This is a genomic window from Jiangella asiatica, from assembly GCF_004349065.1.
Taxonomy (GTDB): Bacteria; Actinomycetota; Actinomycetes; order Jiangellales; family Jiangellaceae; genus Jiangella; species Jiangella asiatica.
Genome location: NZ_SMKZ01000001.1, coordinates 280,052 through 293,379, shown reverse-complemented (window position 1 = coordinate 293,379; position 13,328 = coordinate 280,052). Strand labels below are relative to the sequence as shown.

Genomic DNA, 13,328 nt, shown 5'->3' with positions numbered 1-13,328 from the left:
GCCACGGCCAACGGCTGCCCCGGCCGGCAGTGGTCAGGCCGGGCGGCCGAGCCCGAGCGCGAGGTAGGCGGCCGCGAACCGGCCGGTGGCCAGCAGGGCGGCGAACCGGCCGATGTCGGGGCCCTCGACGGCGCGCACCTCCTGCACGCGGACCCCGGCGCTGCTGGCGGCATCGTCCAGGCGGGCCCGCTCGGCGACGGCGGGATCGGTGTCGGCGCCGTCGTCGAGGATCACCAGGGCAGGCCGCGTCGTCGTCGCCGGGCCGTCCTCGAACGGGTCGGCGAACAGGTCCGGCTCCGGCGCACCGGCCAGCAGCGGCACCAGCTGGTCGGCGTCGCCGGCCACGGCGGGACGACCGCTGGCCGAGCGCAGCGCCTCCGCCACGCGGCGCGCCGCCCGCGCCGCCAGGACCGAACCGCCCCACACGACTGGGACGTCGTCGGCCAGCCCGAGCGCCAGCTCCTTGGCGGGGTTGACGTCGACCGGGACGCTCGGCCCGCACCGCTCGGCGACGTCGTCCAGAGCCGCCGCCACCGGCTCGGCGTCGACCTGCGGACCCAACCCGAGCAGGTGCAGCGCGTGCAGCATCGGGACGGCCAGCGCGGTGGCGTCGGTGGAGCCGGCCGGGATGAAGGTAGTGCCGCGGCCGGCCGCGGCGTCGCGCATGGGCGAGCGCTCCGGCGCCGTTACCAGCAGCGCGCAGCCGCGGCGGCGGGCCTCGGCGACGGCGGAGATCTCGTCCTCGCCGACGCCGTGCGGGCACACGAGGATGACCAGGTCGAGTGGGCCGGCCCAACCGGGCAGGCCACGGTGCGGCCAGGCGACGAACGGCACCGGGCAGATGGGCTCCAGGACGGCCCGGAACAGCCGGCCGTCGGCGCCACCGGCGATGACGGCGCGCGGACGGTCGCCGCCGCCGTCCAGCGAGCCGAGCACATCGGCGGCGGCCGACTCTGCCAGCCGCACCTGGGCCCCCCAGCCGGCGACGTCGCGGAGCACCGGGTCGATGACGCTCAGCGCGTTGGGGTCGTCGAGCGATCCGTCGAAGAACACGTGCGATGGCTCCTGTGGTGTCGGCGAAGTCAGCGGGTCCGGGCCTGGTCGACCAGCAGGACCGGGATGTCGTCGCGCACCGGATACGCCAGCACGCAGCCGGTGCAGGCGAGCTCGGACGCGGCGTCGTCGGGCTCCAGCCGGCTGTGACACACCGGGCAGGCGATGATCTGCAACAGCGTCGGGTCGAGTTTCATGCGTCTCCCTCTCCGGGCTCCCTGACCACCCGTAGGACGTCGTCGCGCACCCGCTCCATGACGGCGCGGTCGGCGCCCTCGACGTTGAGCCGCAGCAGCGGCTCGGTGTTGGACGGGCGCAGGTTGAACCACCACATCGGTGCGCCGGTGTGCTCGACGGTGAGGCCGTCGAGGCGGTCGATGGTGACGTCCGCCGCGTCGCCGAATGTCTTCTCGACCCGGGCCGTCACGGCATCGGCGTCGTGGACGGTGCTGTTGATCTCGCCGGAGGCGGCATACCGCTCGTACGGCGCGAGCAGGCGCGACAACGGCCGCGCCTGCTGGTCGGTGCCGAGGGCGGCCAGCGTGTGCAGCGCGGCGAGCATGCCGGAGTCGGCGCGCCAGAAGTCGCGGAAGTAGAAGTGCCCGGAGTGCTCGCCGCCGAAGATCGCCCCGGTCTCGGCCATGGTCTGCTTGATCAGCGAGTGGCCGACACGGGTGCGCACCGGGACGCCGCCGTGCTCGGCGATGATCTCCGGGACCGCCTTCGACGTGATGAGGTTGTGCACCACCTGGGCGCCGGGGTCGCGAGCCAGCTCGCGGACCGCGATCAGCGCCGTCAGTGCCGACGGCGACACCGGCTCGCCGCGCTCGTCGACGACGAAGCACCGGTCGGCGTCGCCGTCGAAGGCCAGGCCGACGTCGGCGCCGTGCTCGCGGACCGCCGCCTGCAGGTCGACCAGGTTGGCCGGATCGATCGGGTTGGCCTCGTGGTTGGGGAACGTGCCGTCCAGCTCGAAGTAGAGCTGCACCACGGTGAGCCCGTCGACCACCGCCAGCGCCGCCGGCGCGGTGAGCCCGGCCATGCCGTTGCCGGCGTCGACGACGACGGTGAGCGGCCGGCTCCCGGTGAGGTCGACCAGGCCGTGCAGGTGCTTCGCGTAGTCGCCGAGGGTGTCGCGGTGCTCGACGGCGCCGCGCGCACCGACCGCGGGCGCCGGCGGTACCCCGTCGTCGATCAGCGCCTTCATCTCCAGCAGCCCGGTGTCGCGGCCGACCGGGGCGGCACCGGCGCGGCACAGCTTGATGCCGTTGTAACGGGCCGGGTTGTGGCTGGCGGTGAACATGGCGCCGGGCAGGTTCAGCGCGCCGCTGGCGTAGTAGAGCTGATCGGTGCTCGTGAGGCCGGCGAGGACGACGTCGGTGCCGGCCGCGGTGGCGCCGTCGGCGAACGCGGCCGCCAGCCGGGGCGAGGTGGGGCGCATGTCGTGCCCGACGACCAGGCCCCCACGACCGCCGGCGAGCACGTGCGCGGCGGCCCAGCCGATGGCCCGGGCGGTGTCGTCGTCGAGCTGGTCGGGCACGACGCCGCGGATGTCGTAGGCCTTGAGGATCGGGGCGAGGTCGCGCACGGGGCGACACTACCTCGCCTGCACCTCGCCCGATGCCACGACCAGGCACATCACCAAGATTCTCCGCGCGTCACCAGGCTTGCGATCATGGTGCGATACGAGATCTCGTGCTGAACGTGATCATTCGGAGGGCAGGGGCGTGGTCGTGTCCGGCGCGGCCCGACGTTCTCTATGCGGCGCCGAGCCGGTAGCCCACGCCCCGCACCGTATGGATGACGCCGTGGCCCAGCTTCTTGCGCAGCGCATTCACGTATACGTTGACGACGTTCGTGCCCGGGTCGACGCAGTAGCCCCAGACCTGCTCGAGCAGCTGCTCGCGGCTCAGCACCTGGTCGGGGCGGCGCAGGAACGCCTCCAGCAGCCCGAACTCGCGGCTGGTGAGGTCGACCACCCGGCCGCCGGCCCAGGCCCGGCGAGCACGCAGGTCGAGCTGGACGGCGCCCGCGCTCAGCGTCGCACCGCTCGGCAGGCTGCCGGCTGCCCGCAACCGCCGGCGCACCCGAGCCAGGAGCTCGGCGAAGTGGAAGGGCTTGCGCATGTAGTCGTCCGCGCCGCTCTCCAGGCAGGTGGTGGCGTCACGTTCGGGCAGGCCGGTGAGCACCACGACCGGGACGGTGTGTCCGGCCGAGCGGATCTCGCGCAGCACCCGCAGCCCGTCGCGGTCGGGCGGCCCGAGGCCGAGCACGACCAGGTCGAACGCCCCGGACATGCCGAGCAGCCGGGCGGTCGCGCCGTCGTCGGCGAGCTGCGTCAGGTACCCGTTGCGGCGCAGCCCCTTCTGCACGAACGCACTGATGAGCGGGTCGTCCTCGACGATGAGGATGCTCGTCATGGGCTCTCCCTCGGCAGCGGACCACGATGCTGAAAGTAGAGCCCCGTCCGGGCGAGCTGTCCAGTTCGACCACGCCGCCGTGCGCCGGTCGTCGCGCCGATGTGCCTTGGCACGCCGAATCGCTCCACGATTCGGACAAATCCCCCGGCCTCAGTGGCGACCAAGCGCGCCAAGGCGCTGACCTGACCTAGGAGTGCGAGCCCGCCGTCGCCCGCGGCTACGAAGGGAGCGCCACCGCGCAGGCAACGGGCGAGGGAGAAGTGCGGCGAGCCTCAGGCCTCGGGGTCGGGCAGGACGCGCAGGTGGCCGCGGCGGGTGCCGCCCTCGCTGACCGCCGGCGGCGCTGGTTCGGGACGGCGGCCCGCCTCACGGACGGCGTCGGCGAGGGCGAGGAGGTCGTCGTTGGTGGGACCCAGGGCGGCCGGGTCGGGCGCCAGCCGGATGACCTCCCAGCCGCGCGGGGCGACCAGGCGCTCGGAGTGCTCGGCGCACAGGTCGTAGCTGTGCGGCTCGGCATAGGTGGCCAGCGGGCCCAGGACGGCGGTGGAGTCGGCATACACGTACGTCAGCGTCGCGACAGCGGTCCGCGGACATGCTGATCGGGAGCAGCGACGCGTCGGACTCACAAGGGGAAGGCTAGCGTCTGGACGGTCGCCACCGGGCACGGCACGCCAGATCCGGGCACGACACGCCGGACCGGACTAGTCTGCCCAGGGTGAGCCAACGAGTGCCAGGCCCGGACGCGCCCCGGGTCGAACTGCCCCGGGTCTGGCGCGATCGGCACGGGCGCGGCATGCGCGGCCCGCTGGCGCCCAGCGGGTCGCCGCTCGCCGTGTCGCGGGCACAGCGCTTCGACGATCTCGTCATCGCCGCCGTCGAACGGCTCGACCAGCGCTGGCAGGAGCAGCTGTCCAAGGTGGAGTTCGCCGTCGAGGACGTCCCGTCCCTGGACGACTGGGACCGCAGCTGGGTCCCGCTGGCCCGCGCGTACGCCGGCAGCGGCGCGCTGCCGGCCCGGGTTGTGGTGTTCCGCCGCCCCATCGAGACCCGCACCACCGAGCCGGCCAAGCTGCGCGCTCTGGTCGGCGACGTCGTCACCGAACAGGTGGCCGAGCTGTTCGGCGTCGAGCCGGAGGAGATCGACCCCGCCTACGGCGGCCACGACCTCGGCTGACCACACCGCTGCAGCCTGCGGTCGCCACGCTCGGCTTCGCGACCACCCCGGCCGCTCGTCCGCGTTGATCTTGGAGTTGTTCGGCAATCTCGGTCCGGTATGCCCGATCGATGCCCGAAGAAGTCCAGGATCGACGGGAGGGACGCGGAGGGGCGCGGAGGGGCGACCCGGTCAGTCCGAGGTGGAAGCGGGTTCGGGGACGGAGGGCAGCTCGCCCACGACCTCGGGAACGTCCACCTCGATGGTCGGCGAGACCAGCGGCAGCACATCGAGCAGTGCGCCGTCGTCGTCGGTGGCGGAGGTCAGCCGGGCCGCGATCACCGAACCCGGCGTATCGGGGACCACGACGACGCTGGTGGTGGCGGCCTCGCCCTGCGGCGTCACCGCGACCGGGACGGTGGTGCCGGCGGGGATCTCCAGTGGCTCCTCGGCGGCGACGGAGCCGTCGGCGGCCAGCGTGCGCACCGTCACCTGCGCGGTCGACGTGGTCGCCGAGGTGAGCAGCAGCGCGCTGGTGAACCCGCCGCTGACGCGGTTCAGCAGGGCCGGCGTCGGTCCGGACAGCGGCCTCGACGCCGCGGTGTAGGCGAGGTCGGGCAGGCCGTCCTCCACCGGCTGGACCACCCGGACCGCCGCGGTGATCGGTTCGTCGCTCCGCAGCCTGATCGCGGTGGGGTCGGTGCCCGTGTCGATCGGGATGTCGGCGACGGTGCCGGCGGTGACGGTGAGCACGTCCTGGTCGACCGGGCTGAACGCGCCGTCCGGGCCCAGAATCTGCAGCGACACGATGGCGTCGGTGTCGCCCGGCGCGACGATGCGCAGCGACCGCTCCCCCTGGCCCGGCACGCCCGGGATGATCAGCTCGTCGGTCGGTGCGACCGACGCCGGGACGTACGTCATGCCCTGCGGGGTGATCTCGGCCATCTCGCGCACCTCCAGTGCCGCCGCGACCCGGCCCTGGCTGGTGGCGACATGCACGCCGGTGGCCACCGAGCCCGGTGCCAGGGCGTCGAGCAGGAAGACCCGCTGGCTGCGCGCCGGGACGCCGACGTCCTGGGTGCCGGGCGCCTCGATCGGGCCGGCCTCGTCCCACAGCTCGATGTCGACCACCGCCGGCACGTCGGTCGGATTGGCGAGCACCAGCCGGCCACGCCGGCCGACCTCGCCGGACGCGCCCACGAACCAGTGCTCCCGCTGCGGCGCGGTGCACGAGGCGGTACTGATGCCGCGCAGGTCGGCCGACTGCATGACGAGCGACTGCTCGGCTGCCAGGCCCGGCGCGAGCGCCCCCTGGCCGCTGACCGCGAAGGACGTGCCGGCCGCCGTCTCGACCGGGGTGATGGACGGAACCCCACGTTCGGGCAGGCTGACCAGCGGCTCGGCGGCGGGCTCGGCCGGCGCCTCGGACGCCTCGGGGTCGGCCGGCAGTGCCAGCGCCTCGACGGTGATGGGCGGCTGCTCCGCGCCGATGGTGTCCTCGGCGACCTCGACCTCCGGCAGGGCCAGCACGCCGAGCTCGGCGGCGCCCTCCTCCTCGCCGTCGACGAACGGGCAAACCAGCGACGAGCGGACCACCGGCTCCTGGACCTCCGGATGGTCGTCGACGACGGACTCCGGCGGCCCGACGAGCGAGGCGCCGCCGACGACGACCGCCACCCCCGCGCCCACCACGAGCCCGGCCCAACGTGCGTTGATCATTCCTCGTCTCCTCGGCGGCCGCGCTTGGCCCGTCGGCCGGCGGCACGCTTGCCGGTGTCGGCGCGCTGGCTCGAGTCGGCTCGCTTGCTCGCCTCCGCGCGCTTGCCGGTCTCGGCCCGTTTGCCGGCCTGTTTGCCGGCCTGTTTGCCGGTCTGCTTGCCGGTCTGCTTGCCGGTCTGCTTGCCTGGCTCGGCGCGCTTGCCCGTCTCGGTCCGCTTGCCGGCGCGCTTGCCGGCCGCGCGACGGCCGCGGTACCCGGGCCCGGCGGCATCGGCCGGCTCGTCGGCCGGTTGCGAGGCGCGACGGCCCTTGTAGGCGTCGGCGAGAGACGCCCGCGGCGCACCGGTGTCCGCACCCGCCCGGGCGAACGGGTCCCAGTCACCGACGTCGTGGCGCCTGCGCTCATCGTCGTCCACCGGCTCGGTCGGCGGTCGCGGCTCGGTCAGCGGCCCAGGCTCGGCCAGCGGCCCAGGCTCGGTCAGCGGCTCAGGCTCGGCCAGCGGCCCAGGCTCGGTCAGCGGCTCAGGCTCGGCCAGCCAGGACGGCCCGGCCGGCTCCCGTGGCGGGTAGGGGTCCGGCGACGGCGTCGCGGGCGGCACCGTGGCCGGTTCCGGCCGGGACGCGGCGCGCCGGCCGGCTCGGGCGCCCACCGGCTCGGCGGCCAGCAGCGGTATCGGCAGCCGAGGCGAGGAGTCGTCGGGATCGAGGTCGGCGGCGTCGTCGACCGCGCCCCGCTCACGGCGCATGCCGGGCAGCGCCAGCACGACGGCCACCAGGACCGCGCCCAGCTGGAACCACAGCCACACCGATCGGCCGTTGCCCTCGTACGTGACGGTGAGCTCGCCGGCCTCGGGGCCCAGCTCGAACGCCTGCGCCCAACCGGCGTAAATGGCCGGCTCCAGCTCCTGATCGCCCAGCATGGCCCGCCAGCCGGGGTCGGCCAGCTCGGACAGCACGACCAGGCGGCCGTCGGCGCCCTCGGGCACCGGGCCCGCGGCGTCGACCTCGCCGCTGGGGACCGTGGTGATCTCGGCGTTCTCGGCCGCCTGCGGCGCGATCTCGCCCTCGGCCGGCGGCTCGGCGATCCACACCCGCGCGACCGGCTGGTCGACCTGCCACATGGCCGCACCCTCCGGGGCACTGCTGCGGACGAGGCCGGGCACGGTGTCGAGTGTGTCGGCCAGGTCTGGGTCGAAGGGCCGCGGAAGGTAGATGTACCGGACGGCGAACTCGGCCAGCCGGGCGGCGTCCGCGCCACCGCGGCCGGACACGACGTCGGCGACCACCTCGTCGAGCGGGCCGTACTCCTCCGGCGGCGGGCTGGTCTCGGCGTCGCCGAGCCGCGGCCCGGACTCGCGCAGCAGCGCGTAGGTGACGCGGCCGTCGTCGGCACGGCTCATCACCAGGGTGCGGACGCGCTCGGGGCGGGCGGCCTCGTCGGTCACGTAGGCGGGCAGGATCTCCGGCTCTCGCCGCTCCACCGGGTCCCCGGCGCCGCGGGCGAGCCACCAGCCGGCACCGGCCAGCGGGGCCAGTGCCGCCGCACCGACGACGATGACGGCCACCGGCTGCCGCCAGCCGAAGCTGGCACGGGACAACCGCTCCTTCGCGCCCTCGCCGCCGATGGCCGCGGCGGCCAGCAGACCACCGGCCACGAGCACCGTCGGGTACCCCGGCCACCCGGAGACCGGTGTCTCCAGCGTCGGTGCGCTGACCGCCAGCCGCGACACGACGATGCCGGCCACCAGGGCGATCCCGGCGACGACCCAGGCCACACCGACGGCGGGCCGCCGGGGCGGGCGGAACAGCGCCACCCAGCCGGCCAGCAGGACACCGATGCCCAGCCAGAGCGGGCCGCTGCCCGGCCCGCCGGGATTCTGCATCAGCACCGACCACGGCGCCAGCTCCGGGTCGGACAGGTCCGGCCCGGGCACGCCCGCCTCGGTAACGAGCAGCATCGGCCGGCTCAGCACGCTGCCGGTCCAGGGGATGAGCACGATCGGCGCGACAGCCAGCATCGCGCCCATCCGCAGCAGCGACCGCCGGTCCCGGAAGAGGGTGGCGAGGCCGACGACGGCCAGCACCAGCGCGACGATCCAGGCCAGCGGCACGAACGCGGCGATGACGGCGAGCAGCAGGCCGGCGCTCCACGCGGCTCGGCCAGGACCCGGCCGGCCCGGGCTGCCGAGCGTGCGCATGACGGCCAGCACCAGCAGCGGGGTCAGCACGGTGGCGGCGGCGGTGCCCAGCCGGCCGGCCGCGATGGCGCCCGTCGTCGCCGGGAGCAGGGCGTAGGTGGCGGCCACCCACACCCGCAGCAGCTTGCCACCCACCAGCCGGCGGATCAGCAGGTACATCGTCAGCCCGGACAGCGGGACCGAGCCGATGAGCAGCAGGTCGACGGCGAGCGACGCGTTGCGCACGATCGAGCCGAACAGGGCGACGACGGCCAGGTACGGCGGGCTCGCGGCCGCGCTGCCCAGGCCGCCGCCGTGCCACGACTCGGTGTAGACCTGCCAGAGGTCTCCGGCCGCCGACGGCGCCGGCAGCAGCGCGCCGCCGAACAGCCGCCCGGTGCCGATGAGCCCGCGGGCTGTCACCAGCGTCACCACGACCAGGGCGGTGACCAGCAGCACCGCGGGGTGCAGCAGGAAACGCAGGATGAAGGTGTCGTCGCCGGCCGGCGCATCGTCGTCGTCGCCGTCGCCGGACGTGACCGCGCGGCGGCCTCCGGACACGTCGTGACCAGCGCCGGAGCCGGAGCCGGTGAGCACGCTGAGGACGTTTTCGCCGGCGTGCCGCAACTGCTGCCCGGGCGGTGGGAACAGTGAGCGCAACTGCGCCGCGGAGCGCTTCCGGGTGCGCCTGCGCCGGGATCGGGCCCGGATCAGCACGTCGGGCCGGCCGATGACCGACAGGAGAGCGAGCAGCTCTTCGCCGGCCAGCGCCGGTTGCTTGCCGACCAGGAACGTCACGGACCGGCCCAGCCCCATGACCAGCACCCGCAGCAGCACGAGGAACAGCGACCTGGCCGGGGTGTTGGCCAGCAGGACGTAGAGGGCGTTGCGGCGGTCGGCCAGGTGGGGCCGGTCGCGGGTGGCGCCGAGCCGGCGCCGTCCGTGCGCGGCCGCCTCGGCGTGGTAGACGACCGCCTCCGGGCAGACGACGACGGAGTGGCCGGCCTCGTTGGCCCGCCAGCCCAGGTCGAGGTCGTCGCGGAACATCGTCAGCTTGGGGTCGAAGCCGCCGAGCTGGTCCCAGACGTCGCGGCGGATCAGCATGCCGGCGCTGCCGACGGCCAGCACGTTGCGGGTGACGTCGTGCTGGCCCTGGTCGTACTCGCGCTTGTCCAGGCCGGTGTGGCGGCGCCCGCCTCCGGTGATGGTCAGGCCGATCTCGAGCAGCTGGCGCCCCTCGCGCCAGTCGAGCACCTTCGGCCCGATGATGCCGGCGTCGGGCCGGCGGACCGCGGCCTCCAGCAGCCGCGACAGCGCGTCCGGTGCCGGTGCGCTGTCGTCGTGAAGCAGCCAGATCCACTTCGTGGTCTCGTCGCGGCGCAGCATGCCCACGCCGTGGCTGGCCCGGGCCATCTCGTCACCGGCGGCCAGCCCGGCCGCGGCCGCGGCACCGAACCCCGTCGAGCGCGGCATGGACACCACGGACGGCGCGCCGAGCGCGGCGGTGAGGATCTGCTCGGTGTCGTCCCTGCTGCCGGTGTCGACGGCGACGATGCGCTCGGGCATCCGCCGTAGCGCGGCCAGGGACTCCAGCGTCCGGGGCAGCCAGCGGCTGCCGTCGTGTGCGACGAGCACCGCCGTGACGTCGTGGGTGAGCAGCTCCGTCGGGTCGACGGGGAGCGGCTCGGCGACGTCGCCGGCGAAGGCGTCGAGAGCGGCGTCGGCGCCGATGCCCGGGTCAGAGTAGACGCTGGGCGTCGTGCTGCCGTTGTCGATTGCGGTCAAAGGGTCCGGTGCCATGCCTCGTCGTCGTTCCAGCGGACATTCGTACGACGCACGGACTTCGCGTCAGGCCCGATGGAGGAGTACCCCCGCCGGGCGACTCGTGCGCCGATCGCCAACCTTACGCGCTGATGCCGAGAACGGCAGCGTTCACTCGCCCCGTGACCGTCGGGACAACAGTTCAGACAGCCCGCTTCTTGAGCTTGCGGCGCTCGCGTTCGGACAGCCCGCCCCAGATGCCGAAGCGCTCGTCGTGGAGCAACGCGTACTCCAAGCACTCGGCTTGAACCTCACAACCCAGGCACACCCGCTTGGCTTCCCGGGTGGACCCGCCTTTCTCAGGGAAGAACGCCTCCGGATCAGTCTGGGCGCACAGCGCCCGCTCTTGCCAACTCATCTCTTCGGCGTCGCCCCAGAGCAGGTCCAGTTCCTCCCACTCGGTCATGGCTCGCCTCCTCCGACCTCACCCGGCCTCTCGGCCGGGCCCCCGATGCGGTCCCGCGGTGGTCGATGCGCGGAACCACTGAACGACACGTACGAAATTACATGCATGCAATACGTGCTCGTCAAGCGGATCCGTGCTAAAGATCTTTGTTCGTTTGCCTTCGGACCGCTCCGGGCACCCGTGACACACACCGGAACAACGCGCCGGCGCGGACGTCCCGCACCGTTCGACGCGGGAGCATAGGCCGCGGTCCGGCCGGTACGCCAGCCGGCTTTTCGACCCATCCGCTCCTCCGCGGGACCGTCCTGTGGCGGGCTCGGTGCGTCTCGGCGCGTCTCGCAGTCCGGCCCGCGGACCGGGCCGCACGGGCTCACCGGGTACCGTCGAGCTGTGCTGAGGATCACCGCGCTCGCCGGCGGGATCGGGGGCTCGCGGTTCCTGCGCGGACTGCTGCGCGCCATCCCCGACGCCGAGGTCACGGTCGTCGGGAACACCGCCGACGACATCACGTTGCACGGCCTGCACGTGAGCCCGGACCTCGACACCGTCATGTACACGCTCGGCGACGGCGTCGAGGAGTCCCAGGGCTGGGGCCGGCGCGGCGACACCTCCGCCGTCGCCGACGAGCTGGCCGCCTACGGTGCCGAGCCGCGGTGGTTCACCCTCGGCGACCGCGACATCGCCACCCATCTCCTCCGCACCCGGATGCTCACGGCCGGCTACCCGCTGTCGGCCGTGACCGAGGCGCTGTGCGACCGCTGGCGACCCGGCGTCCGGCTGCTGCCGATGACCGACGACCGCGTGGAGACGCACGTCGTCGTGGCCGGCGACGGTGACGGCCAGGAGCGGGCGATCCACTTCCAGGAATGGTGGGTCCGGCTGCATGCGAAGGTCCCGGCCAGACGCATCGTGCTCGTCGGGATCGAGCAGGCCAAGCCAGCGCCGGGTGTGCTGGACGCCGTCGCGGCCGCCGACGTCATCGTCCTGCCGCCGTCCAACCCGGTGGTGAGCATCGGGCCGATCCTCTCCGTTCCCGGCGTCCGCGACGCGGTGACCGTCGCGGGCGCTCCTGTCGTCGGGCTGTCCCCGATCATCGGCGGCGCCCCGGTGCGCGGCATGGCCGACGCGGCGCTCACCGCAATCGGTGTGCCGACCTCCGCCGCCGGCGTCGCGGAGCTGTTCGCCGACCTCCTCGACGGCTGGCTGGTCGACTCCACCGACGCCGATGCGGTGCCCGCGGTCGAGGCGGCCGGCATCCGCTGCCGGGCCGCCCCCCTGCTCATGACCGACGTCGACGCCGCGGCCGCGATGGCCCGGGCTGCGCTCGACCTGGCCGAGGAGGTGCGCGCCCGGTGAGCGACCGGTTCGAAGTGTTCGGCCTGGCCGGCATCCCCGAGATCCGGCCCGGCGACGACCTCGTCGACGTGCTGGCGACGGCGTTAAGCGCGACATCGGGCCGTGCGCTGGCCGACGGCGACATCGTCGTCGTCACCAGCAAGATCGTCAGCAAAGCTGAGGGACGCATCCTGACCGGCGTCGACCGCGACGACGCCATCGACGCGGAGACCGTCCGCGTCATCTCCGAATGGACCACCCCGCGGGGGCGCACCCGCATCGTCGAGACCCGCCACGGGTTCGTCATGGCCGCGGCCGGTGTCGACGCGTCCAACGTCTCACCGGGCAGCGTAGTGCTGCTGCCGGTCGACCCCGACGCCTCGGCCGCCCGGCTCCGCGACGGCCTGCGCGACCGGTTCGGCGTGCGCGTCGGCGTCGTCGTCACCGACACCGCCGGCCGCGTGTGGCGCAACGGCGTGACCGACTTCGCCGTCGGCTCCGCCGGCATCCGCGCCGTCGACGACCTGCGCGGAACCGTCGACCCCTACGGCAACGACCTCGGCGTCACGGTGGTCGCGGTCGCCGACGAGCTCGCCGCGGCGTCGGAACTGGTGCGCACCAAGCTGTCCGGCATCCCGGTCGCGGTGGTGCGCGGGCTGGCGCACCTGCTGCTCGACGACACCGACGACGACCCCGGTGTCGCCGCGCTGGTCCGGCCGAGCGCCGAGGACCGGTTCCGGCTCGGCACGCCCGAGGCGATCCGCCAGGCCGTGCTGGCCAGGCGTACGGCCGCCGAGTTCGCGCCGAAATCCGTCGACCCGACCGTCCTGCGGCAGGCCGTGGCGACGGCGCTGGCGGCCCCCTGGCCGGGTGACGGGCCGCCGTGGCGGTTCGCGCTGCTGGAGTCCGCCGCGGCCCGGCGGCGGCTGGTGGAGGCCCTGGACGGGTCGCCGCTGCTGCGTTCGGCGCCGTACATCGTGGTCCCGTGCCTCGTCGACGGGTCCGACTCGCTGCTCGGCCTGGGCGCGGCCGTGCAGAACCTGCTGATCGCCCTCGGTGCGGAGGGCCTGGCGGCGGTGTGGCTGTTTCCCGACCCCGCACTGGCAGCGGCGACGGCCCAGCTGGACCTTCCGGCCGGCTGGACCCCGATCGGCGCGGTCGCCGTCGGCCACGCCGCCGAGCCCGCCGCCGCCTCACCGGCCCCCGACGTCGACACCGTCCTCGCCATCCTCTGACTGCCCACC

The 13,328-nt window shown here is 74.3% G+C and carries 11 protein-coding genes; 3 read left to right on the top strand and 8 right to left on the bottom strand.

Annotated features, from left to right (window positions below):
• Positions 1-33 precede the first annotated feature (33 nt).
• The 5 genes from E1269_RS01230 to E1269_RS01210 form a co-directional block, all read right to left on the bottom strand.
• Positions 34-1,053: an SIS domain-containing protein gene (locus tag E1269_RS01230; RefSeq protein WP_131890143.1), complete on the bottom strand. Its 1,020-nt coding sequence runs from the start codon at positions 1,051-1,053 to the stop codon at positions 34-36.
• Between the two features lie 29 nt (positions 1,054-1,082).
• A complete protein-coding gene (locus tag E1269_RS01225; RefSeq protein WP_131890141.1) occupies positions 1,083-1,250 on the bottom strand; it encodes a Trm112 family protein in 168 nt (55 codons plus the stop codon).
• On the bottom strand, positions 1,247-2,641 hold the full coding sequence (locus E1269_RS01220; RefSeq protein WP_131890139.1) for a phosphomannomutase/phosphoglucomutase: 1,395 nt from the start codon (positions 2,639-2,641) through the stop codon (positions 1,247-1,249). The genes E1269_RS01225 and E1269_RS01220 overlap by 4 nt, the downstream gene beginning before the upstream one ends.
• Before the next feature lie 169 nt (positions 2,642-2,810).
• Positions 2,811-3,473 (bottom strand): response regulator transcription factor, encoded by a 663-nt coding sequence (locus E1269_RS01215; RefSeq protein WP_131890137.1) that lies wholly within the window; start codon positions 3,471-3,473, stop codon positions 2,811-2,813.
• Between the two features lie 272 nt (positions 3,474-3,745).
• Positions 3,746-4,099, bottom strand: a complete 354-nt coding sequence (locus E1269_RS01210) for a DUF3499 domain-containing protein (RefSeq protein ID WP_131890135.1) — start codon at positions 4,097-4,099, stop codon at positions 3,746-3,748.
• Positions 4,100-4,188: 89 nt separating this feature from the next.
• On the opposite strand from E1269_RS01210, the gene E1269_RS01205 reads away from it, so the two are divergent.
• Positions 4,189-4,647: a metallopeptidase family protein gene (locus E1269_RS01205; protein ID WP_239000729.1), complete on the top strand. Its 459-nt coding sequence runs from the start codon at positions 4,189-4,191 to the stop codon at positions 4,645-4,647.
• A gap of 171 nt (positions 4,648-4,818) precedes the next feature.
• Here E1269_RS01205 and E1269_RS01200 read toward each other — a convergent pair whose 3' ends face one another.
• From E1269_RS01200 to E1269_RS01190, 3 genes are all read right to left on the bottom strand, one after another.
• Complete coding sequence (locus E1269_RS01200; RefSeq protein ID WP_131890133.1) at positions 4,819-6,345, bottom strand: DUF5719 family protein; 1,527 nt, start codon at positions 6,343-6,345, stop codon at positions 4,819-4,821.
• Positions 6,342-10,322, bottom strand: coding sequence for a glycosyltransferase (locus tag E1269_RS01195; RefSeq protein ID WP_131890131.1), 3,981 nt, complete (start codon positions 10,320-10,322; stop codon positions 6,342-6,344). Before E1269_RS01195 ends, E1269_RS01200 begins: the two co-directional genes overlap by 4 nt.
• 163 nt (positions 10,323-10,485) lie before the next feature.
• The gene (locus E1269_RS01190) at positions 10,486-10,749 is read right to left on the bottom strand and encodes a WhiB family transcriptional regulator (RefSeq protein WP_131890129.1); all 264 of its coding nucleotides are present in this window, start codon (positions 10,747-10,749) and stop codon (positions 10,486-10,488) included.
• Between the two features lie 393 nt (positions 10,750-11,142).
• On the opposite strand from E1269_RS01190, the gene cofD reads away from it, so the two are divergent.
• Both cofD and E1269_RS01180 read left to right on the top strand, forming a co-directional pair.
• Complete coding sequence (gene cofD, locus E1269_RS01185) at positions 11,143-12,105, top strand: 2-phospho-L-lactate transferase (RefSeq protein WP_131890449.1); 963 nt, start codon at positions 11,143-11,145, stop codon at positions 12,103-12,105.
• A complete protein-coding gene (locus E1269_RS01180; RefSeq protein WP_131890127.1) occupies positions 12,102-13,319 on the top strand; it encodes a coenzyme F420-0:L-glutamate ligase in 1,218 nt (405 codons plus the stop codon). The genes cofD and E1269_RS01180 overlap by 4 nt, the downstream gene beginning before the upstream one ends.
• Positions 13,320-13,328: the final 9 nt, after the last annotated feature.